The sequence below is a fragment of the Anaeromicropila populeti genome (assembly GCF_900112775.1).
Classification (GTDB): Bacteria; Bacillota; Clostridia; order Lachnospirales; family Lachnospiraceae; genus Anaeromicropila_A; species Anaeromicropila_A populeti.
Map to the genome: position 1 here is coordinate 62,068 of NZ_FOYZ01000006.1, position 21,274 is coordinate 83,341.

The 21,274-nt window shown below is 35.6% G+C and carries 19 protein-coding genes, 1 pseudogene and 1 riboswitch; of the genes and pseudogenes, 18 read left to right on the forward strand and 2 right to left on the reverse strand.

Features of this window, described 5'->3' with window-relative positions:
- Positions 1–4: 4 nt before the first annotated feature.
- Both pdxS and pdxT read left to right on the forward strand, forming a co-directional pair.
- On the forward strand, positions 5–874 hold the full coding sequence (gene pdxS / locus BM305_RS08840; RefSeq protein ID WP_092560342.1) for a pyridoxal 5'-phosphate synthase lyase subunit PdxS: 870 nt from the start codon (positions 5–7) through the stop codon (positions 872–874).
- A gap of 1 nt (position 875) precedes the next feature.
- Positions 876–1,436, forward strand: coding sequence for a pyridoxal 5'-phosphate synthase glutaminase subunit PdxT (gene pdxT / locus BM305_RS08845; RefSeq protein WP_092560343.1), 561 nt, complete (start codon positions 876–878; stop codon positions 1,434–1,436).
- Positions 1,437–1,455: 19 nt separating this feature from the next.
- On the opposite strand, the gene BM305_RS08850 is transcribed toward pdxT, so the two are convergent.
- Positions 1,456–2,298 (reverse strand): helix-turn-helix transcriptional regulator, encoded by an 843-nt coding sequence (locus BM305_RS08850; RefSeq protein WP_177214645.1) that lies wholly within the window; start codon positions 2,296–2,298, stop codon positions 1,456–1,458.
- Between the two features lie 177 nt (positions 2,299–2,475).
- On the opposite strand from BM305_RS08850, the gene BM305_RS08855 reads away from it, so the two are divergent.
- From BM305_RS08855 to thiC, 6 genes are all read left to right on the forward strand, one after another.
- Positions 2,476–3,885: an MATE family efflux transporter gene (locus tag BM305_RS08855; RefSeq protein WP_092560345.1), complete on the forward strand. Its 1,410-nt coding sequence runs from the start codon at positions 2,476–2,478 to the stop codon at positions 3,883–3,885.
- A gap of 119 nt (positions 3,886–4,004) precedes the next feature.
- On the forward strand, positions 4,005–5,840 hold the full coding sequence (locus BM305_RS08860) for a serine hydrolase domain-containing protein (protein WP_092560346.1): 1,836 nt from the start codon (positions 4,005–4,007) through the stop codon (positions 5,838–5,840).
- Between the two features lie 135 nt (positions 5,841–5,975).
- The gene (locus BM305_RS08865; protein WP_092560347.1) at positions 5,976–6,797 is read left to right on the forward strand and encodes an MBL fold metallo-hydrolase; all 822 of its coding nucleotides are present in this window, start codon (positions 5,976–5,978) and stop codon (positions 6,795–6,797) included.
- A gap of 68 nt (positions 6,798–6,865) precedes the next feature.
- Positions 6,866–6,963: riboswitch (TPP riboswitch) on the forward strand.
- A gap of 293 nt (positions 6,964–7,256) precedes the next feature.
- A complete protein-coding gene (thiE, locus tag BM305_RS08870; protein WP_092560348.1) occupies positions 7,257–7,895 on the forward strand; it encodes a thiamine phosphate synthase in 639 nt (212 codons plus the stop codon).
- Positions 7,896–7,906: 11 nt separating this feature from the next.
- Positions 7,907–8,722: a bifunctional hydroxymethylpyrimidine kinase/phosphomethylpyrimidine kinase gene (gene thiD / locus BM305_RS08875; RefSeq protein ID WP_092560349.1), complete on the forward strand. Its 816-nt coding sequence runs from the start codon at positions 7,907–7,909 to the stop codon at positions 8,720–8,722.
- Positions 8,709–10,013, forward strand: a complete 1,305-nt coding sequence (gene thiC, locus BM305_RS08880) for a phosphomethylpyrimidine synthase ThiC (protein ID WP_092560350.1) — start codon at positions 8,709–8,711, stop codon at positions 10,011–10,013. Before thiD ends, thiC begins: the two co-directional genes overlap by 14 nt.
- 45 nt (positions 10,014–10,058) lie before the next feature.
- On the opposite strand, the gene BM305_RS08885 is transcribed toward thiC, so the two are convergent.
- A complete protein-coding gene (locus BM305_RS08885) occupies positions 10,059–12,011 on the reverse strand; it encodes an LTA synthase family protein (protein WP_092560351.1) in 1,953 nt (650 codons plus the stop codon).
- Positions 12,012–12,199: 188 nt separating this feature from the next.
- Between BM305_RS08885 and BM305_RS08890 the strand changes: the two genes are divergently transcribed.
- The 10 genes and pseudogenes from BM305_RS08890 to BM305_RS08935 all read left to right on the forward strand — a co-directional run bounded on the left by BM305_RS08890 (position 12,200) and on the right by BM305_RS08935 (position 21,188).
- Positions 12,200–12,796, forward strand: a complete 597-nt coding sequence (locus BM305_RS08890) for a S8 family serine peptidase (protein WP_177214646.1) — start codon at positions 12,200–12,202, stop codon at positions 12,794–12,796.
- Between the two features lie 26 nt (positions 12,797–12,822).
- A complete protein-coding gene (locus BM305_RS08895) occupies positions 12,823–13,536 on the forward strand; it encodes a LytR/AlgR family response regulator transcription factor (RefSeq protein WP_092560353.1) in 714 nt (237 codons plus the stop codon).
- 4 nt (positions 13,537–13,540) lie between these two features.
- Positions 13,541–14,824, forward strand: a complete 1,284-nt coding sequence (locus BM305_RS08900; protein WP_092560354.1) for a sensor histidine kinase — start codon at positions 13,541–13,543, stop codon at positions 14,822–14,824.
- A gap of 159 nt (positions 14,825–14,983) precedes the next feature.
- Positions 14,984–15,118: a cyclic lactone autoinducer peptide gene (locus BM305_RS19035; RefSeq protein WP_177214647.1), complete on the forward strand. Its 135-nt coding sequence runs from the start codon at positions 14,984–14,986 to the stop codon at positions 15,116–15,118.
- Between the two features lie 91 nt (positions 15,119–15,209).
- The gene (locus tag BM305_RS08910; RefSeq protein ID WP_092560356.1) at positions 15,210–15,986 is read left to right on the forward strand and encodes a carbon-nitrogen family hydrolase; all 777 of its coding nucleotides are present in this window, start codon (positions 15,210–15,212) and stop codon (positions 15,984–15,986) included.
- Positions 15,987–16,112: 126 nt separating this feature from the next.
- Entirely contained in the window at positions 16,113–17,390 is a 1,278-nt protein-coding gene (locus BM305_RS08915) for a recombinase family protein (RefSeq protein ID WP_092560357.1), read from the forward strand.
- Positions 17,391–17,406: 16 nt separating this feature from the next.
- Positions 17,407–18,375: a recombinase family protein gene (locus BM305_RS08920; RefSeq protein ID WP_092560358.1), complete on the forward strand. Its 969-nt coding sequence runs from the start codon at positions 17,407–17,409 to the stop codon at positions 18,373–18,375.
- Position 18,376: 1 nt separating this feature from the next.
- Positions 18,377–19,312: a recombinase family protein gene (locus BM305_RS08925; RefSeq protein WP_092560359.1), complete on the forward strand. Its 936-nt coding sequence runs from the start codon at positions 18,377–18,379 to the stop codon at positions 19,310–19,312.
- A gap of 7 nt (positions 19,313–19,319) precedes the next feature.
- Positions 19,320–19,766, forward strand: a pseudogene (locus tag BM305_RS08930) (S8 family serine peptidase); the annotation flags it as partial.
- Positions 19,767–19,841: 75 nt separating this feature from the next.
- Positions 19,842–21,188 carry an MATE family efflux transporter gene (locus BM305_RS08935; RefSeq protein WP_092560361.1) on the forward strand — a complete coding sequence of 449 codons (1,347 nt, stop codon included), beginning with the start codon at positions 19,842–19,844 and terminating at the stop codon, positions 21,186–21,188.
- Positions 21,189–21,274: the final 86 nt, after the last annotated feature.

Here is a 21,274-nt window from a genome sequence, read left to right on the forward strand (position 1 = left end):
AAAAATGGAAAGATATAGTTTGAACAAACAACTGGCACAGATGTTAAAGGGGGGAGTCATTATGGATGTAACGACACCTGAGCAGGCAAGAATTGCAGAGCAGGCAGGAGCATGTGCCGTTATGGCACTAGAAAGGATTCCAGCAGACATTCGTGCAGCAGGAGGTGTTTCACGAATGAGTGATCCTAAAATGATTCGTGGAATACAGGAGGCAGTTACAATACCAGTAATGGCAAAGGTAAGAATTGGTCATTTTGCAGAGGCACAGATACTAGAAGCAATTGAAATAGATTACATAGATGAAAGTGAAGTGCTTTCTCCAGCAGATGATGTATATCATATTAATAAACGAAAGTTTAATGTTCCATTTGTCTGTGGGGCGAAGGATTTGGGAGAAGCATTGAGAAGAATTAATGAAGGTGCTTCTATGATACGAACAAAGGGAGAGCCAGGAACAGGAGATATTGTACAAGCAGTCCGTCATATGAGAAAAATGAATGGGGAAATAAAAAGGCTTGTTTCCATGGAAGAGGATGAGTTATACCATACTGCAAAGGAGTTACAGGTACCTTATGAGCTTGTACAATATGTACATGAAAATGAGAAGCTTCCCGTTGTGAATTTTGCAGCAGGAGGAGTTGCAACACCAGCAGATGCTGCACTTATGATGCAGTTAGGTGCGGAAGGAGTATTTGTTGGTTCAGGAATTTTTAAATCCGGTGATCCAGCGAAACGAGCTGCTGCTATTGTAAAGGCAGTTACTAATTATAGTGATGCCAAATTGCTTGCTGAATTATCAGAGGATTTGGGAGAGGCGATGGTCGGAATCAATGAAAATGAAATTCAGCTGTTAATGGCTGAAAGGGGAAATTGAGATGACAATAGCGGTATTAGCACTACAGGGGGCATTTTTAGAACATGAGCAGATGCTGGAACGCCTTGAGGTGGATTATTTTGAAATAAGAAAAAAAAGTGATTTAAAAAGGTCCTTTGATGGGCTGATTTTACCTGGAGGGGAAAGTACAGCGATGGGAAAGCTGTTACAGGAACTGAAGATGATGGATGACCTGAAAGAACAGATTGAACAGGATATGCCAGTATTAGGTACTTGTGCAGGTATGATTTTACTGGCAAAGGAATTTTCAAATGATGCCAATACGTATTTTGCCACAATGCCTATCTGTGTAAGGAGAAATGCATACGGGAGGCAGCTGGGAAGTTTTGAAACAAGGGGAACATTCGCTGACAGCACGGATATTCCTATGATATTTATCAGGGCACCTTATATGGAAGCGGTATATGAGGGAACAAGGGCATTATCTGTTGTTAATGAGAAAATTGTAGCTGCCCAGTATAAAAATCAGGTAGTGACTTCTTTTCATCCAGAGCTTACAGGAGATATTACTGTACATCAGCATTTTCTGAATTTGATTTAAAAGCAGTGGAAAAGGTTGTTTATACATAACCTTTTCCACTACGGTATTTTTTAGGTGATACGCCCTTTTCCTTTTTGAAAGCATCTCCAAAATAATTACTATCGTTATAACCACATTGCAATGCAATTTCGGTAATACTCAGATTTGTTTCTAATAAAAGCTTCTCGGCCTTTTTAATGCGGATTGAATTAAGATATTCTTTAAACCCAAAGCCAGTTATAGTTTTGAATTTTTTTGAAAAATGAGATGGACTCATGTTGTATTTGGCAGCAACAGAGTCTAAAGTAAGTACTTTCTCATAATTGTGAAAAATGTATTGAGCAGCATTTTCAATTAAGGTATCTGTTGCAGACAAATGCTGGGATGGTGTATTAGTCCTCTTTTGGCAGCGGATTAGAAAAGTCAGAAGCTCTGTCATATAATTTTGTAAAAGCAAGCTTGAAAATTCATCCAGTGAAAGATATTCCCGTTCTATTTTACTAAACAAATCTTCCATGTAGGTTCTTCTGTTTAAGGGAATTGAAATCTGGTTAGGCATAAGAATATCAGAAAGCATTTCTGTATCGTAGTTTTGATATAAAGGTAAAAGCAGATGATCATGATATTCAATTACAATTCTTTCATGGGTCATATTTGACATATAGGTTGTTCTGTGAATGTGTTCTTTGGGAATTACAATTAAATCACCTTTATTCACATTATAAATGCGGTGATCAATGAAAAATTTCCTTGAACCTGAAATCAGATAATAAAGTTCATGGTAAGGATGGTAATGTGCTTCAGGCATATTGAAAAAAGGATCTCGTTTAATACGAGTATAAATTAGATTTTCAGAGGAATTCAAAATATTGTTTTTAATCATGTTCATTTTCTCCTGTTCCTGTGAAATAGTAATAGTTACAGTATAACATATTTTATACAAAAGAACAAAAAAACTGTATTTTGAATTAAAATAAACTTATTTTATGTAGAAAAAACAGAAAAACTGTTGTATTGTAATTACAGTTCTATTAAATAAAATGAATTGGCAGGAGAGAATATGAATAAAGCAGCGTTATCAAATAAGGATATACAATATCGGGACTTTGCATTAAATGGAAATTTGTGGAAAGTTACATTTCAAGTAGGATTTCCGCTGGCGCTTTATCAGAGTCTGAATATGATATTTAAAATATTAGATACCATGATGGCCGCCTATATTGGAGGAAGTTCCGTTTCCGCAGTAGCCTATCTGTCACAAATTAACTTAATGATATCTGCCATAGGAGGAGGGCTGGCAATAGGAGGAAGCTTGAAAATCAGTTCTGCATATGGAGCTGGAGATTATGAAATGGTAAAAAAACGGGTATCCAGTCTATTTGGGATGTGTACTTTTTTAGGAATGGCAGTACTCCTTATCATACTTCCTTTTACGAAACAGTTTTTAGCATTTGCCAACACACCAGACGAACTGATTGAGTTAGGAAGTAAATATTTTTCCATTGAGTTGATTTCCATGGTCATTATGTTTTTCAATAATGTTTATATTGCAATAGAACGTTCACGAGGCAATTCCAAAAGAATACTATACTTAAATACAGTAGTAATTGTAGTAAAGCTTGGCTTAACAGCATTATGTGTGTATATTCTTCGGACAGACATTACAATGATTGCAGTAGCTACCTTGGTATCTCAGTTTCTATTTTTTATGATTGCCATAAAAAATATGAATGTAAAAGATAATGCTTTTGGTTTTTCCTTAAAAAGTATGACCTTTCAAAAAGAAGTAATTCAACCAATGGTTAGTATTTCATTCCCTGTAATTGTGGAAAGGGCAGCCTTTCAGTTAGGAAAGGTTGTTGTAAATGCTATGAGCGGTGTATATGGATCGTTAACAGTGGGGGCTTTAGGGATATCCAATAATATTGGTGGTCTTACTACAAGTCATCAATCAGGAGTCCAAGAAGGTGGAGCAGCAGTAATTAGTCAGAACCTGGGAGCAGGAAAAGTGCAGAGAGCTTTGGATGCATTTAAATGTGTACTGGCATATAATCTGGTGATTGGCATTTTAGGTCTGATTTTGACAACTGTGTACATGGAACAAATCAGTTTTCTTTTTGCAAACAATGTAAATGGAGTTGATCGTAGTTTTCAGGAACTTATTATGAAGGTTTATCACTATGAGTCATTGGGAGGATGTATTCCCCTTGGAATCAATGCAGCAGTAGTGGCACTGCTCTTTGGCTTTGGATATACTAAGCATACACTTTTTCTGAACTTCTCAAGAGTATTCTTGTTTCGTATTCCAATATTATGGGGACTTCAAAATTTTACTGACTTAGGAAGTGAAAGTGTGGGAATTGTAATGATGGCAAGTAATATTTTAGTAAGTTTGTTATCTGTGGTTGTAGGAATCAGTGTAATTAGACGAATATGCAGAGAATACAATGTAAAGTTCAGGCTAATCTAATAAGACATAATTAGTGGATAAAGGTGATGTTACTACAATATATAATAGTAGCATCACTTTTTATCTTTTGTTATACTAATCATATCATATGTGGAATAATGAAGATGAGGGGGTAATTTATGAGTATAAAAATTCAAGTAAAATTAATTGATTTCTTTTTAAAAATGCTAAACGGGACAATGCATACAGTGGATAACATAAAGTATATACCACAAAAGGAGTTAATGAATAATAGTATTTCTTTAGATGTAATACCCCAGAAGCTCCCTAGATGTACTCCAGAAGAGCAGGGGGTAGAATCAGGTTATGTCAGTAGGTTTTTTAAAAGATTACAAGAGGCTGAAGATGTAAAGGCGCATGGAGTAATGATTCTAAGAAATGGATTTGTCATTGCAGAGGGTGAATTTGCACCTTATCGTAATGAATTGTGGCATATAACCCATTCTATGAGTAAAAGTATTACTTGTTTGGCAGTGGGGATTGCAGTGGATGAGGGGTTTTTTACTATAGAGGATTCAGTTGCAGAAATATTTAACAAGACATATCTTCCGATTATCGGAAAAAGGCAAAGGGAATTAAAAGTGAAACATCTTTTAAGTATGAGTTCAGGAGTAACTTTTAATGAAGCTGGAACTGTGACAGAAAGCGACTGGATTAAGTTCTATTTAGATTCAGGAATTGCATTTGAACCAGGAAAAGAATTTCATTATAATAGTATGAATTCGTATATATTGTCTGCCGTTATAAGAGAGCGGACAGGTATGGGGCTAATGGAGTATTTAAAAGAAAAAGTATTTAATAAGATGGGCATTTACAATGTATACTGGGAGAAATGTCCTAAAGGAATAGAAAAGGGAGGATGGGGGCTGCTTATGACAATAGAAGACATGGCTAAGGTCGGACAGCTCTTTTTGCAAAAAGGCAGATGGGAGCAGCAGCAGCTTGTATCCGAAGCATGGATTGACTTGGTGACAAGTAAGCAGATTAATACACCAAAAGAATTAGGGGCGGAAGGATACGGATATCATGTCTGGATAGGAAAGCGGCCAGGAGCATTTCAATTCAATGGGATGTTAAGCCAAAATGTAATTGTACTACCAGATATTCAGATGGTGATTGCTACAACAGGTGGTAGTTCAGAATTATTTATGAATTCTCATTTTATGGATATTATTAATGATTTTTTTGAAAAAGATTACATGCCAGCTGAAAAGCTTGCTGAGAATCCTGCTGCTTATGACAATTTGCAGAGAGTATTAAGAAATCTATGTTTTGAAAAGGGATTTTCAAGTAAGTCACAAAATTCAAATAAAAGAATAGAATTATTTTATCGAGGCGGTTGGAAAAGAAATACAAGATGTAATCGGCTAGAAGGCAGAACGCCGGATTTAGACGAAGAATACTGGAAGTTTATTGCCAACAGGGTATTTACAATAGAGACTACTGGAATTCATGTATTTCCATTGTTCTTACAAGTTTTACAAAACAATTTTGCCAGAGGATTAAAAGAAATATCATTTTTAAATAAAAAATTTCAAAAATATATGATACTGACGGAACAGGGGAGAGTACTGGAGATTCCAATAGACTTTAAAAAGTATTGCTATTGTCAGATAGAGATGAACGGTGAAATTTATGAAGCAGCCACTGCATGCCGATTTGTGAAAAATGAAGATGACGTTTTGGTTTTAAAGGTAATGGTTAGTTTTCTTGAAACTTCAAACAGCCGTGTATTTAAATTCTTTTTTGAGAAGGATAAAGTGCTGATTCGATGTGATGAAATACCTAAAATCAGCAGTATTATGGAGGGAATTTCTATGATTGTCAATAATAACCGAAGTGGTAAATTTGACAGTATTGCAAATAGTGATTTTGTGCAATATAAATTGATAAAGATTATTGAACCAGAAGCAGAATGCGAGGAAAAGGGCACAGATGATAAAAAACTAAGATAGAATATTAAATTCTTGTATAATTGCTATTTCAAAAATAGAAGTAAGATGATACAATACTAATTAGGTATCCCTAATAGTTAATTTCAGAAAATTTTATAAGATTTTTATTACGAAAGAGAGTTGGGAGGTAATAGTATGAAAATAGTTGTACTGATGGATAACACTGCTTCCAGTGCCAAATTGGTAAAGAAAAGTGGAATGAGTTTATATATCGAAACTAGTAATCATAAAATACTGTTTGATTTGGGTCCCAATCATTTATTTTTTGAAAATGCAAAGAAGCAGGGTATAGATGTGAGCAAGGTGGATACAGTTATACTTTCTAGCGGTCATAATGCCTATGGAGGCGGACTAAGGCGGTTTTTAGAAGTAAATGGGATGGCTAAGATTTATGTTAGTGAATATGGCTTTATGCCATATTATGAGCAGCATCTAGGGGTAAAGTTACCTTGTGGCTTAGAAGCAGCATTAGAGAGTAATGAGCAGATTGTAAAAACTCGTAATCTGTACTTTCTGGACGATGAGATGCAATTATTTTCAGGTGTAATTGATATGAATGAATTACAGAAAAACAAAAGTAAGTACTTTGTAAAAGTAAATGGGGAAACAGAGCAGGATACTTTTGTTCATGAACAGTATTTGATGATTAAAGAAAATGGAAAAACAATTATTGTAGCAGGTGGTATTCACAATGGTATTCAAAACATTCTTCGTAAGGGAGAGCAAATGAATAATGGAATGATTGATGTGGTGATTGCTGATTTTCATTTGTACGATGCCAGTTCAAAAAAAGGGATGAAGAGGGAAGAAGTGAAGGAACTAGGAGAAATGATTTCTAGATTTGCAGGAAGACTGTATACATTAAACTGTTCCATTGGGGATGGTTTTCAGCTGTTTCAGTCGGTATTAGGTGATAAAATAAGAAATCTTTCATTAGGAGATTCAGTAGTAATATAATGGGAAAATTAATTTATTTTGACATACATTATATAGTAGTGTATAATGAATTGAGTTATAACAAGTGAATATTTACGCGGGGGGACTTTTATAAGTTGAGAAGGTAAAACCTGACCCTTAGAACCTGTCAGTTAATACTGTCGTAGGGAGCACTTACAGAAAGTCTGTATATCTGAATTAGCATTGGATGCTCTATCAAACGATAGGGCATTTTTTTTATGTAATAGGAAATTGCTCCGCATATCCTATTACATAAAAAAGCACCCTAAAAAAACAGGGTGCAGGATGATGCGCACTTGTGGGCAAGGAATATTGTGGCTAAAGGACAGCCACATCCACAAGGCGCGGCAAAGTGTGTGTTCCTTATAGTTGATTGAAATCGCGAGAGTGTGTGGAACACACACTTTGTTCTGTAATAGGAAATTGCTCACCAATTTTGTTCAGAGGAAGGAAATGTATATGAATAATCAGAAGCTGTTAGTAGATTATAGTTTATATTTGTGTACCGATCAGGGATTAATGAGTACAAGTACCTTAGAGGAAGCGGTGGAGGAAGCAATACTTGGTGGATGTACCGTTATCCAGCTACGTGAAAAGGATTGTTCCTCAAAAGATTTTTATGAATTAGCATTACGTATCAAGAAGATAACTAAGAAATACAAAGTGCCTCTTATTATTAATGACAGGGTAGATATTGCCTTGGCAGTAGATGCGGAAGGGGTTCATGTAGGGCAAAATGATTTACCAGCAAGGGTTGTTCGTCAAATCCTGGGCCCAGATAAAATTATTGGTGTATCTACAGCAAGAGTGGAAGAAGCAGAGCGGGCGGCAGCAGAGGGTGCAGATTACATAGGTGTTGGTGCAATGTATGAAACAGCAACTAAAAATAATACCAGGCCTGTTTCGAAAGAAGAATTACTGCGGATTCGCAATGCAGTTACGATTCCAATTGTAGTCATTGGTGGAATTAATAAGGAAAGGATACAAGATTTTCACGAAACTAAAATAAATGGAATTGCTGTGGTTTCTGCTGTGATTTCCCAGAAAAATATCAGAATGGCAGCAAGTGAATTGAAGGAAAGATTTTTGAAATTATAAAGGAGTTCTAGATGAAAAATGTACTTACGATAGCTGGAAGTGATTGCAGCGGTGGAGCTGGAATTCAGGCAGATATTAAGACTTTTCAGGCACATGGAGCATTTGGGATGAGTGTTATCACAGCTGTTGTAGCAGAAAACACCTGTGATGTGATTTCCATACATGATATACCAGTTATCAATATATCAGACCAGATAGATGCTATTTTTCTGGATATTTCGGTTGCTGGGGTTAAAGTTGGAATGTTATCAGGGGAAGAAATTATGAATATGGTTGCCCAAAAGCTGGCTCAGTATCAGCCTAAAAATGTTGTAATCGATCCTGTGATGGTTGCTAAGGGAGGATGCTCCTTAATGGATCCTGCTGCTCTCAATGTGCTTCAGAAAAAAATGATCCCTCTTGCATTTTGCCTAACCCCTAATATCCCAGAGGCAGAGGTGATTACAGGGAAAAAAATTAGAACCATAGAAGATATGAAAATGGCAGCAAAAGCGATTTATCAGATGGGGGCGAAAAATGTGCTTGTAAAAGGAGGACATTTTTTGGGAGAGCCAACGGATATTTTATATGATGGAACAGAATTCCATTCATATAAAGGAAAACGTATTCATACAAAGAATACTCATGGAACAGGATGTACATTGTCATCAGCCATTACAGCAAATCTTGCTAATGGAAAAACTATTTATGAGGCAGTAAGAAGCGCAAAGGAATATGTTGCCGGGGCAATTCAAAATGCTTTGGAGATTGGAAAAGGACATGGTCCAACCAATCATTTTTATAAATATTATGAATTAGAGGAGAAATACAAAAATGAGAACTTATAAAACCCAGATGGAAGCAGCAAAAAAGGGAATTGTTACACCTGAAATGGAAATTGTGGCGAAAAAAGAATTTATGGATGAGAATAAGTTAAGAGAGCTGGTGGCAATCGGGCAGGTTGCCATTCCCGCTAACATAAACCATACTTCATTATCCCCAGAGGGAATCGGAACTGGACTGAGAACAAAAATGAATGTAAACTTAGGAATTTCGGGTGATTGCAAGGATTATGCAGTAGAAATGGAGAAAGTTAAGCTTGCCATAGATTTTGGTTGTGAAGCTATCATGGATTTAAGCAATTACGGAAAAACAAATACATTTCGAAAGGAATTAATTGAAATATCACCAGCCATGATAGGTACTGTGCCAATGTATGACGCGATTGGTTATTTGGAAAAGGAACTACTGGAAATTACAGCACAAGATTTCTTGAAGGTAATAGAGGCACATGCCAAAGAAGGAGTCGACTTTCAGACAATACATGCAGGAATTAATCGCAGAACGGTAGAAGCTTTCAAAAGACAAAAGCGTTTGACCAATATAGTATCCAGAGGTGGTTCACTACTTTTTGCATGGATGGAGATGACAGGAAATGAGAATCCATTTTTTGAGTATTATGATGACGTTTTGGAAATTTTAAGAGAATATGACGTTACTATTAGTATCGGAGATGCGTTAAGACCAGGTTCTATACATGATAGCAGTGATGCAGGACAAATCAGTGAGCTAATTGAAATAGGAAATCTTACAAAAAGAGCTTGGGAAAAGGATGTACAAGTATTGGTGGAAGGACCAGGTCATATGGCAATGAATGAAATCGCTGCTAATATGGCAATGCAAAAGCGAATTTGTCACAATGCACCTTTTTATGTACTGGGCCCATTAGTGACAGATATTGCACCAGGGTATGATCATATTACTTCAGCTATTGGAGGTGCCATTGCAGCAGCCAACGGTGCTGACTTCTTATGCTACGTTACACCAGCAGAGCATTTAAGACTGCCAGATGTGTCTGATGTAAAGGAGGGCATTGTAGCTTCTAAAATTGCAGCTCATGCCGCAGATATTGCGAAAGGTATTCCTCATGCAAGAGACATTGATAATAAAATGAGTGATGCCAGACGGAGAATTGACTGGGAAGAGATGTTTTCCTATGCCATTGATGGGAAAAAGGCAAGAGAATATTTTGAGAGTAAGAGGCCAGAGGATAATAAAACATGTACAATGTGTGGCAGAATGTGTGCCATGAAAACAACTAACAAGATTCTTGCTGGTGAAAAGGTAGAAATGAAATAGGAACAAGCTTCATCAGATAGAGTTAATATCTGGTGAAGCTTGTTATTATTTAAAAATGTATTCTGTTGTAAATCCAAGAGGAGCATGATCAGCACCAACCTGAGCAACAGTTATGGAATCTCCTTCTTCCATAGAAATCTCTTTAGCAGTCAATAAATTAGAATTAATGAATTCCGTTTCAATCTGCTTATCATTAATATAAATTGTACTATACTGGTTAAAATTACGCCCTGTTACCGTTAGAACAGTATCATTCAAATTGGCAAATGTAATTGCTATGTTGTCTATACCGTATTTTAAGTTAGAAGGTTCATAAGGAACAGTCTGGTTAAATGTATAATTTTCACCATAAAGCATATCGTATTCTAAAAGCTGCATGTTTTTCTTATAATTTTCACTATCTATATAAGTAGAGTGATACTTCTGCATAATACCCTTTTTCAAATTAAGCATTTCAAACAAGTGGTTACTTAGTTGATAAGCATATAAGTCGGTATGCTGTTTCTCCAAACCAATATTATCCCAAACAACATATTCTGTCTGGAACATATTACCCTTTGTCAGCATTTCATCCGTTATCCCTAAGGTTGGGAAGTGATCCCCGTACATAACAAGAACAGTAGGTTCTCCAGATTTTTCCAATGAATCAATTAAATCACCAATAAACTCATCCATCTCATGTATCTGGTTAAGGTAATATTCAAATGGAATTTTGTATTCATCGTAACCAGTTACAGTAATGGACTGGGTATCATCTACTACCTTTTTAGGATATCTTCCATGACCCTGTACGCTGATCGTATATATGAAATCACTGCTGATGGAAGAATTCAGACATTTCATAATTTCTTCCGTTAAAACATCATCTTTTGCCCACCCAATTGGATTGTTAGTTGCATGATACATGTATTCTATTGGAGTAAAGGTATCAAATCCCATATTAGAAAATACAGTGTTTCTATTGTAAAAGGTACCGTCATTATTATGGATAGCATGTGTGCTGTAGCTTTGTTTCTTTAACAAATTACTAATGCTTTCACATGGGACATCTGTAAGTATTGTCTTATAAGGATATTCACCAGCGCCAAAGAAATCAGTACTCATTCCGGTTAAAATCTCAAATTCTGTGTTAGCAGTACCAGCACCAATGGACGGAACTGTTAACAGACCAGTACTATAATTTTCCTTTAAGTATGTGAAGTTAGGTACTGGATTTTCAGATAATGTAATATTCTTCAAAATGTTTGGATCAATAAAGGACTCTAATTGAATCATAATTAAGTTTGGTCTGGAAGTTGTTATAACGGCAGCATCATCTGTCATATCTGATAAAACAGATAAAACGGCATCTTCTGAGTAGTCATCTGGTTTTTCTATGCCAACGTCCAGAATGCTGTTTGAAAAGCAGTATGCAAATCCGTAATTTTCATAAGCATAGGCAAGGTTTTCAAAGTCATCTGAAAGAACCTTTGCATTCACGCCTACGTTGGTAACAAAAGCATCAATAGAAACTAAGCCTATAATAAATATAATACCAAAAATAATGTTTGGCTTTTGTGATACCTTAGGTGCTTTTAAAAATAAAACAATCAGCCCAATTAAAACCATTACTAGTAAAATACCGCCTAATACTAATTGCACTGGAGTAACATAAACGTCCATAATTTCAATTGCATTCTTAAGCATCATCATGTCGATGGCAGAGAATGGTGTTGAACGAAACCCTTTAATAATACAGTTGGCACTTCCACAAACAAGCCAGCATAGTACAATTAAGGAAGAGGCAAAAAAACGACGCTTAACTAAAAAACTGATAGAAAGTGTCACAAAAATTATTAGTGCATTATATAAGAAAACAAGCGGATAGTCAAAAATAAATAAAATTCCCTTAATAAAAGATCTACGGTTCAGCATTTCCAAAATGAGATTAATCACCAGTGTAAGAACAAGATAATTGGCCCACGTTTTGCCAGGAATTTTTTTAATTTGTTCTTTCATAATTTAACATCCCTTTTACTTTATATTTTTTGTTACATAACATTATATCAAATTATTATGAATTATCAATAGATTTAAAAAAGAAATAATATACAAAATTGTATAATAAAAAGCATTGGTAACGGTTTTTTTGCACATGAATAAAATAAATGATAGGAAAAAATGCATGGAAAAGGAGGAAAAAACCTATGAATCGAGCAGCGGAAGTTATTCATTTAAGATGGGCACACGAAAGAAATTATCTGGGGCAGGGTATTGGAGTTGCTGTTTTAGATACTGGTATTTCAAAGCATCCGGATTTTGTTCAGCAAGGGAACAGGATTGCTGCATTTTATGACGCAGTGAATGGAAGAAAAGAAATATATGATGATAATGGTCATGGAACGCATGTATCAGGAATTCTAGCAGGTGATGGAAGTGATTCAAGGGGAATGTACTGTGGGATTGCACCATATAGTAATATTATTTCTGTAAAGGTACTTAATCATAGAGGAAATGGGGAAATTGCTCATGTTTTGGATGGACTGAACTGGGTTTTGGAAAATAAAATAAAGTATAATATAAGAATTGTAAATATATCAGTAGGCACTACTACAAAAACCCAGTTGGACGAATTTTCGGCACTGGTTCGAGGTGTAAATGAGGTATGGGATAGTAATATTGTTGTAGTTGTTGCAGCGGGGCATGGTGAAATAATAACACAAAAGCATAAAAAAACGAACAAACCAAATGAAAAATGTGTTATAATAGATAAGGTAATAAAACGAATTTCAGGTAAAAAATAACAGCAATACTTTGAGAGGGAGATAACATGAAGATAGCTATTTGTGATGATGAAATGAAGGAGTTAGGCGAGATAGAAGATATTATTTACAGCTGTTTTAATAAAGAAAGCCAGAGAATTGAATGTGATGGTTTTTTATCAAGTGAAGAGCTGCTTGAGGTAATTACAAGAGGTGATAGAAAATACCAGATATACATATTAGATATTGAGATGCCAGGAATGAGTGGTTTGGAGCTGGCAGAGCAGATTCGCCAGAGGGATCGGAAGGCGGTCATTATATTTGAAACAAGTCATAAAGAGTTGATGCAGAAAGCCTTTGACGTCCTTGCATTTCATTTTATACTTAAACCAATTGATAAGTTACAGATGAGCCGCATTTTGCAGAAGGCAGTGGAGCATGTGAATTCAACCAACGCACTGTTTCATTTTCAGTTTTCAAAGAAAAAATATAGTATAGCATATCAAGATATTTTATATTTTGAAAGTTACCGGAGATTAATCCGCATTTATCTAATAGATAAGCAGTATGAATATTATGGGACAATGGCTGATTTGAAAAGCAGGCTCAACATGTCTGTTTTTGTTCAAACCCATGTGGCATTTGTTGTAAATATGGAGTATATTGAGACATACCAAGGTGATTATGTCTGCTTAAAGGGGGGAATTTCTGTACCGGTAAGTAAGGGGTATTCTAAATATTTTAATCAGACGTATCGAGATTTTGTTTTGACAAGGATGTGATTCTATGAGTGAGATTGTAACGCAGTTTTTAATTAATATATTAGAGATTATTTTAATGATTCGGTTTATGGGAAGCTTTCTAAAAGGAAGTCTGACTAAAAATAAGATATTGGTCACAAGTTTTGTGATTTTTTCCGCTGTTTGTTTTACAGCTGTAAATGTGCATCATGAGCAGAATGTTCTAAATCTTATTGTATCCATTAGTATTATTGCCTTAGTAAGCTTTTTTTTCGAGGGTAAATGGGGAAGAAAAATATTGTTTAGTGTTTTTTATGTGATACTGAGCATGGTATTGGAAGTATTAGTGTCCCTTATTGTTGCAACTATTTTTGCATCAGCATTAATTAAACAAGACAGCGAGGATTATTTAATCTATATTACTATGATAACGGTATACTCATTAAAAACACTTGTTATTTTGATTATATACTATAGAAGAAGAAAAATGTATGCAGAAGGAGATTTGAAAATATATCTTCATTTTACAATTGTTCCTATTTTTAGTATTTTTCTTGCTTGTATAGTCGTTAATAAGCTGATTCAATATGATGACAGGGATTTTGTATTTTATTCCTTTTTAATTATTTCCCTGGCATTTGTAAATGCAATGCAGTATTTTATTTTTGAGAGAATGAATGTTTTGTATCGAAACTCCTATGAGAATAAGCTTTCGGAGCAGGAGTTAAAACATAAGGATGAATATTATAACCGGATCGAAATGGATCAGCAGGAAATCCGTATGATACGGCATGATTTGAAAAATCAGCTGATTGTGTTAAAAAGCGTTATTGGAGAAAAATCATGGGAAGAGGCGGCAATAACAGTAGATTCTATTATTAATGGTATTATTCGTGTTGAAAAGAAAATATTTACACAGCATAGAGGGGTTAACATTATTTTAAATGCTAAGATGGAAGAGGCAGAAACTTATAAAATTCAGTGCGATTTTAATGTTTCTGTTCCGGAACAGCTAAAACTTACGGCAGGTGATATTGGAGTGCTTTTGGGTAATACATTAGATAATGCCATAGAGGCATGTCAGATGATGCCAGAAGGAGAAGGGATCATTCAAATGAAGCTGGTGTATTACAATAAAAATTTAGTGTTGTCCATCAAAAATACGGTTTGCTCGCCAGTAACTAGTTTTGAAACAAGGAAACTGGATAAGCATAATCATGGATTAGGAATAAAAAGCATTCGGAAGGTAGTCGAAAAATATAATGGTTCACTTGAATTTCAGCAAGAAACTGGTTTTTTTATTACACAAATTAATTTGTGGGATATATAAATGAAAAGTATTACATTTTTCAGGCCAATTATTACATGTAAAAGGTGCGGTTATAACTCTATGCTATATTGTTTCATTGTAAACAAGAAACTCTGTAAAGTGGGAATCTTGCTTACATGTCTTATACAAAAGAAAATTATAGTATGTGAGGTTATGCAAATGAGAAAAGGTTTTTTGGAGGCAAGTGCCGTCTTTGGAATCTTTATTACGAGATACGTAGTAAATGTTTCCTGCTTTTGGCTGATTTATCAGGAAAAGCTACCGGCAAATGCCAAGAAACTAAGAAAATTTTAAAAAAGGTTTTGCAATCTTGTTCTTTCATGTAAAATAGTATAACAGTCAGATTACTAATTGTATTATATTATTTTTTTGTGAGGTGGGAAGAATGAGAGTAGCGCTAAGTCAGATGGACATTAAATGGCTGGATAAAACAGCTAACTATGAGAAGGCAAAAACTTATATTGTGGAGGCTTCTACACAGAAGGTAGATGTAATTTTTTTTCCAGAAATGAGTTTTACTGGATTTTCGATGGATATAGAGAAAACGAAAGAACAACAGGAAGAAAGTATTGCATTTTTTCGAGAGTATGCAAAGGAATATCAAATCCAGATTGGCTTTGGATGGGTGAAAGGAAACGGACAAAAGGCAGAAAATCATTATTCGATTTTGAATAAGGAGGGAGAGACAGCTTTAGATTATGTGAAAATACACCCATTTAGTTTTGGAGGAGAAGATAAATATTTTGTTTCTGGAGAACAGTTATGTTATTGCAATATAAATGAATATTGTCTGAGTGTATTCATTTGTTACGATTTGAGATTTCCAGAATTGTTTCAGGCGGCATCAAAAGAAGCAGCTGTAATCTTGGTACCAGCCAACTGGCCTGTGGAGCGAAGAGAACACTGGAGATGTCTGTTAAGAGCAAGGGCAATTGAAAATCAAGTGTATATTTTAGGAGTTAATTGTGTAGGAGGAAGTAGTAGGCTATCCTATTCAGGAGATAGTTGTGTAATTGATCCATGGGGAAACTGTTTACAAGAGTTATCAAATAGAGAGGGATTAATTATTCAAGATATTGTAGGTAATGTATCTGCAACGAGAGAAGAGTTTCCAGTAAAACAGGACAGAAAAGTTGAGTTTTACAAAAAAATATTAAGGTAGCCAGAAAGGGCTTTTGTCTGATAGAGTAAAATCTACTGGACAAAGGCCTTTTTCGTTTTCAAAACCAATGGGTATAAGAACAAGCGGAGAACGAATAGAATGATAAAAAAGGTGTTTTAATAGCAGATGAACCAGATTTTTATTGCAGCAGCTTATATTAGACTGTCACGGGAAGATGAGGAAAGCTCAAGTATAGAAAACCAAAAAGCATTTATACAAGAATTTGTAAAGCAGAATCTAGATATACGGCTAATGAAAGAAAAAGTAGATGATGGGTTCAGCGGTGTGAATTTTCAGCGTCCTGCATTTCAGGAAATGCTAGAAGAAGCAAAAAGAGGAGAAATTAACTGCATTATCGTAAAGGATTTATCTCGGTTTGGACGAAATTATATTGAAGTGGGAAATTATCTGGAGCGGATTTTCCCCCTGCTAGGAATCCGTTTTATTGCTATAACTGACCAATATGACAGTGAAAACAGAAGTGGCAGGAGTGATTACTTTTTACTGCCAGTGAAAAATCTAATAAATGATTCATATAGCAGAGATATTTCTATTAAAGTGAGAAGCCAGCTGGAAGCAATGCGAAGAAGAGGGGAGTTTACAGGGGCTTTTGCCGTTTATGGATATTGTAAAGATCCTGAAAATAAAAATCAGCTGGTGAAGGATCCGTATGCAGCAACTATTGTTAAAAAAATATTTGAATGGAAGCTGATTGGGATGAATCAGCAGGAAATCTCAGAAAGGCTGAACCAGATGAAAATATTGTCTCCCTTGCAATACAAAAAGGCAATGGGACTAAAATTTGAGTCGGGTTTTTGCCAAGGTACACAAGGAAAGTGGACTGTGACGGCGGTTAATCGGATTTTAAAGAACGAAGTATATATTGGAACGATGGTTCAGGGCAGGGTGACAACTCCTAATTATAAGGTTAAAGTTCGAACAATGATAGAGGAGAAGGATTGGATTAAGGTTAAAAACAGGCATGAACCAGTGGTGGGAGAAGCTGTTTTTAGAAAAGTAAATAAAATGCTGGAAAAAGATACCCGCACAGCACCAAAGGAAAAAAAATTGTATCTGTTTGCTGGTATGCTTTTTTGCAGAGATTGCAGACAGAGTATGGTTCGTAAAACAACGGTATACCAGGAAAGAAGATATGTGTACTATGTCTGTTCTTCTTATAGGGGAGGTAACTGTAAAAGTAATCATAAAATCAGAGAAGATGTTTTGGAAAAAACAGTCTTGCTAGTAATCAGACAATGGTTTCTGCATACTGGCAAAGAAAAAGCAGTACTAGAAAAAAGGTGTTTGGTTATGTGGCTGATAGATACAATTTTTATTTGTGAAAATAATGAAATAGAAATTTTGGCAGATTTTTCAGACTTATATCAAAGTCAAGACCATTAGCGGCGGAGGTGGCAGAATGTCCCGTAGGAGTAGAAAAAGTATAGGCAGGGAGGGAAAGAATACGAAGGAAAGCAGAACCCAGGCTGGAATTTATGTACGTCTTTCCAATGAGGAACTGGAAGAAAGTGATTCCATTGAAAATCAGATGCAGCTGCTAAGAGAATATGTGGATAGTAAGCCAGACTTTCAGCTAGTTGATATTTTTTGTGATAATGGTTATACAGGAACACATTTTGCCAGACCTGGGTGGAAAAGGTTAATGAAAGCAGTAGAAGATAAAAAGGTGAACTGTATTATTATAAAGGATTTATCTAGACTGGGTAGAAATTATATCGAAACGGGAAAATATGTAGAACAGTATTTTCCAGAAAAAAAAGTTCGGATTATTTCGGTGAATGATGGAATAGATAGCTGCAACAAATCCTTTGAAACAATGCATATGGAATTTGCATTACGCAATCTTGTAAATGATTTTTATGCAAAAGATATATCAAGAAAAGTTGCAAATGTAATGGAAGCAAAACAAAGGCAAGGACATTTTATGGGAGGATGCCCGCCTTATGGGTATTTATGGTCAAAGGAAGGTAAGCACAAGCTTGTTGTAGATCAAGAAACGAAAGATGTTGTAAGAGAGATTTTCAACCAAATCATTGAGGGAAAAGGTTATTCACAAGTGGCAAGGAATTTAAATGAGAGAGGAATCGTATCACCAGCAGGATACCGGTTTCAAAAGGGGTTCTATCGCAAGGAGTCAATGAAAGAGATGAAATGGTGGTACCCTTCTACGGTTAGAAGGATAGTTGATAATCCAGTATATATGGGTGATATGGCTTTTGGAAAATCCCAGTCAAGACTATTTTTGGGAGAAAAGCGAATACGGTTGACTGAAGATAAGTGGGGAATTTGCAAAAAGACTCAGGAACCTTTAGTGACAGCGGAAATATTCTGGAAAGCAAAAGAAGTCAGAAGGAAGAAGGAGGTCTAGAGTGAGAAATAAAGCAGGGATTTATTTACGTATTTCAAAGGAAGAAAGACTGGCAGAGAATCAGGGCGAAAATAGTTTAGCACATCAAAGACAGTATATTCTGGATTTCATTCATAGAAGAGAAGAATTTATAGATTGGGAAATCATTGAGTTTGCTGATGACGGGTTTAGCGGAACTAGTTTTCAAAGAGACAGCGTGCAAAAAATGCTTCAGTGGGCGGAAAAAGGAATTCTCCAGTGTATTATTGTAAAGGATATTTCTAGGTTTGGAAGAAATTACATTGAAACAGGAACCTATCTGGAGGTAGTATTTCCTCAATGGAATATTCGATTTATTGCAATTAATGATTTCTATGACAGCTTTTCAGTGAAAGGAAATATTGCAGGAATAGACGTTTCATTTAGAACAATTGTGTATGATTTGTATAGTAAAGATATTTCGCAAAAGGTAAAAGCTGCACTGGAAATAAGAAAGAAAAGGGGGTGCTTTATGGGAGCAGCAGCCCCTTTTGGATATTTAAAGTCAACCCAGAACAAAGGGCGTCTGGAGGTGGATAGAAAAAGTGCTGTTGTGGTAAAAAGAATCTTCCAATTAAGAAGTGAAGGATTGAAATTAGATGAAATTGCCAGTCTGCTGAATCAGGAAGGGATATTACCGCCATCTGAATATAGAAAAGAGAGACTCAGCCAGGCAGGCAAAGATAAAAAGGAAGGCAACAACGGAAAGACGATTTGGAGTAAAAGCACAATTTCTCGAATATTAAAAAACCCTGTTTATATTGGAACCATTGTGAATGGAAGGCAGCAGGCGGTTCAGATTGGAATGAAAAAGAAATGCAACAGAAAAAGAAGTCAATGGATATGTGTAGAAAACTGCCATGATCCAATTGTTTCAAAGAAATTATTTGACTTTGTGCAGAATATTTTGTGTAAATAGAACACCAGCGGGGAATGGCGGCCCAAAGCCAAAAACAATTGGTGCACCAGGAATCAGCCGTAAAATAATTACAGTGGGAGCCTCAGATGATGATGTGTCAGTGGATTTGATGGGAAGTACAGCTAAAAATTATTCTGGAAGAGGACCTACGGAAGCATGTGTTAAGAAACCAGATATTGTTGCACCAGGCAGTAATATTGTCAGCTGTAATCTAATCCGAAGAAATACGGGTTTTCTATGGGGTATTAGGCCGTCGGGCAGTTATATTGCCAAAAGTGGAACTTCAATGTCAACACCGATTGTGTCAGGGGCAATTGCATTGCTGCTTTGCAAGTATCCTGATATGACCACCAGAGAAGTAAAAATCCGCATTAAAAATTGTGCTGAAGATTTAGGCTGGCCACATGAAAAGCAGGGTTGGGGGCTATTGAATATAGAAAAATTATTAAAATAATATACATGTACAAATAGCTAAAAAGAGTTTATAATGAAAATTCAAATATGCATGGACAGAAGGAAAAGGTGACTTATGGAAGAAACAAATGATTTAGATAAAATGAAAACAAACAGCTATGTTTTTAAAATGTCATTACCAATTTTTGTTGAATTGTTATTACAGCTTTTAGTAGGAAATATCGATCAGATAATGGTCGGCCATTATAGAAAAATGTCAGTTGCGGCAATTGTAAATGGAAATCAGATAATGAGTATTGTTATTATTGTGCTGAACATGATGAGCATGGCAACTACCGTAGTGCTTTCTCAATTTATAGGAGCCAGAGATCAGGAAAAAGCTAATCAGACTTGTACGTTATCTGTTTCTATTATTACATTTTCCAGTTTTCTGGCGACTCTTATTATATTTGTTTTTCGTTCTAAAATTTTTGCAGCCATGAATGTGGATGCTGAAATTTTAGGAGAAACCACAGGATATCTGCTGATTGTGGCATCTTTTATTATTGTACAGGGACTCTATTTGAATATTGCCGCTATTTTACGAAGTCATACATTTCTAAAGCAGGTTATGTATGTTTCTGTTATTATGAATATTTTAAATGTTTTTGGGAATTTTGTCTTAATAAACGGATGGTCTTTCTTTCCACAATTAGGGGTTGCAGGAGCAGCCGTTTCTACGGGCATTAGTAAAACCATTGGCTTAAGCCTAATTACTATATTATTATTTCGCAAAACAAAGATCAAATTCCGATGGATGTACCTTAAGAAAAATCCATTCCCTATTTTTAAAAAAATAATAATGATTGGACTTCCGTCTGGTTTGGAAAGCTTATCGTATCAGGTTTCCCAGCTTTTTATTTTAGGAATGATTAATTCATTTGGAAAAGTAATGACCATTACAAAAGGGTATTGCAGCATACTTGCTAATTTTTCCTATGTATATGCCATAGCCATAGCCCAGGCGACCCAGATTATAGTGGGATACCTTTTAGGTGCAAGGCGAATTGATGATTTGACAAAGCGGGTATGGGATACTCTGAAAATTGCTTTTATCTGTTGTGTTGGGTTATCTACCTTATTGTATTTCAACAGTAATCTGATATTCAGGATTTTTACAGATATACCTGAAGTTTTTGAAGTGGGGAAAAAGCTGCTGCTGATTGAAATCTTTTTGGAATTTGGACGTGCTGTTAATATTGTAATGACTAGAATGCTAATTGGGGTAGGGAATGTAAAAGTACCTATTACCGTAGGAATATCAGGACACTGGATACTAGCTTGCTTTTTGTCCTACTTGTTTGGTGTTGTTTTGCACTGGGGCATACAGGGGATATGGGTTGCCATGGCTGTGGACGAATGCACTCGTGGTCTTATCTATGTTATCACGTTCCGTCGAAACAGATGGAGGAAAAACCTGTAAGGCAGATAAGCATTCAATACAAGTAGTTGAGTAATTTAGTATAGCGGATTACAGCGGTTTATGTTATAATATGAAATATTTAGGCG

What these genes read in the sequence shown, in the direction of transcription:
- BM305_RS08885 (WP_092560351.1), bottom strand. Translation starts at nt 12,011, where the DNA reads ATGAAAGAACAAATTAAAAAAATTCCTGGCAAAACGTGGGCCAATTAT.
- BM305_RS08895 (WP_092560353.1), top strand. Translation starts at nt 12,823, where the DNA reads ATGAAGATAGCTATTTGTGATGATGAAATGAAGGAGTTAGGCGAGATA.
- pdxT (WP_092560343.1), top strand. Translation starts at nt 876, where the DNA reads ATGACAATAGCGGTATTAGCACTACAGGGGGCATTTTTAGAACATGAG.
- pdxS (WP_092560342.1), top strand. Translation starts at nt 5, where the DNA reads ATGGAAAGATATAGTTTGAACAAACAACTGGCACAGATGTTAAAGGGG.
- BM305_RS08865 (WP_092560347.1), top strand. Translation starts at nt 5,976, where the DNA reads ATGAAAATAGTTGTACTGATGGATAACACTGCTTCCAGTGCCAAATTG.
- BM305_RS08910 (WP_092560356.1), top strand. Translation starts at nt 15,210, where the DNA reads ATGAGAGTAGCGCTAAGTCAGATGGACATTAAATGGCTGGATAAAACA.
- thiD (WP_092560349.1), top strand. Translation starts at nt 7,907, where the DNA reads ATGAAAAATGTACTTACGATAGCTGGAAGTGATTGCAGCGGTGGAGCT.
- BM305_RS08935 (WP_092560361.1), top strand. Translation starts at nt 19,842, where the DNA reads ATGGAAGAAACAAATGATTTAGATAAAATGAAAACAAACAGCTATGTT.
- BM305_RS08915 (WP_092560357.1), top strand. Translation starts at nt 16,113, where the DNA reads ATGAACCAGATTTTTATTGCAGCAGCTTATATTAGACTGTCACGGGAA.
- BM305_RS08850 (WP_177214645.1), bottom strand. Translation starts at nt 2,298, where the DNA reads ATGATTAAAAACAATATTTTGAATTCCTCTGAAAATCTAATTTATACT.
- BM305_RS19035 (WP_177214647.1), top strand. Translation starts at nt 14,984, where the DNA reads ATGAGAAAAGGTTTTTTGGAGGCAAGTGCCGTCTTTGGAATCTTTATT.
- thiE (WP_092560348.1), top strand. Translation starts at nt 7,257, where the DNA reads ATGAATAATCAGAAGCTGTTAGTAGATTATAGTTTATATTTGTGTACC.
- BM305_RS08900 (WP_092560354.1), top strand. Translation starts at nt 13,541, where the DNA reads ATGAGTGAGATTGTAACGCAGTTTTTAATTAATATATTAGAGATTATT.
- BM305_RS08890 (WP_177214646.1), top strand. Translation starts at nt 12,200, where the DNA reads ATGAATCGAGCAGCGGAAGTTATTCATTTAAGATGGGCACACGAAAGA.
- BM305_RS08855 (WP_092560345.1), top strand. Translation starts at nt 2,476, where the DNA reads ATGAATAAAGCAGCGTTATCAAATAAGGATATACAATATCGGGACTTT.
- thiC (WP_092560350.1), top strand. Translation starts at nt 8,709, where the DNA reads ATGAGAACTTATAAAACCCAGATGGAAGCAGCAAAAAAGGGAATTGTT.
- BM305_RS08920 (WP_092560358.1), top strand. Translation starts at nt 17,407, where the DNA reads ATGTCCCGTAGGAGTAGAAAAAGTATAGGCAGGGAGGGAAAGAATACG.
- BM305_RS08860 (WP_092560346.1), top strand. Translation starts at nt 4,005, where the DNA reads ATGAGTATAAAAATTCAAGTAAAATTAATTGATTTCTTTTTAAAAATG.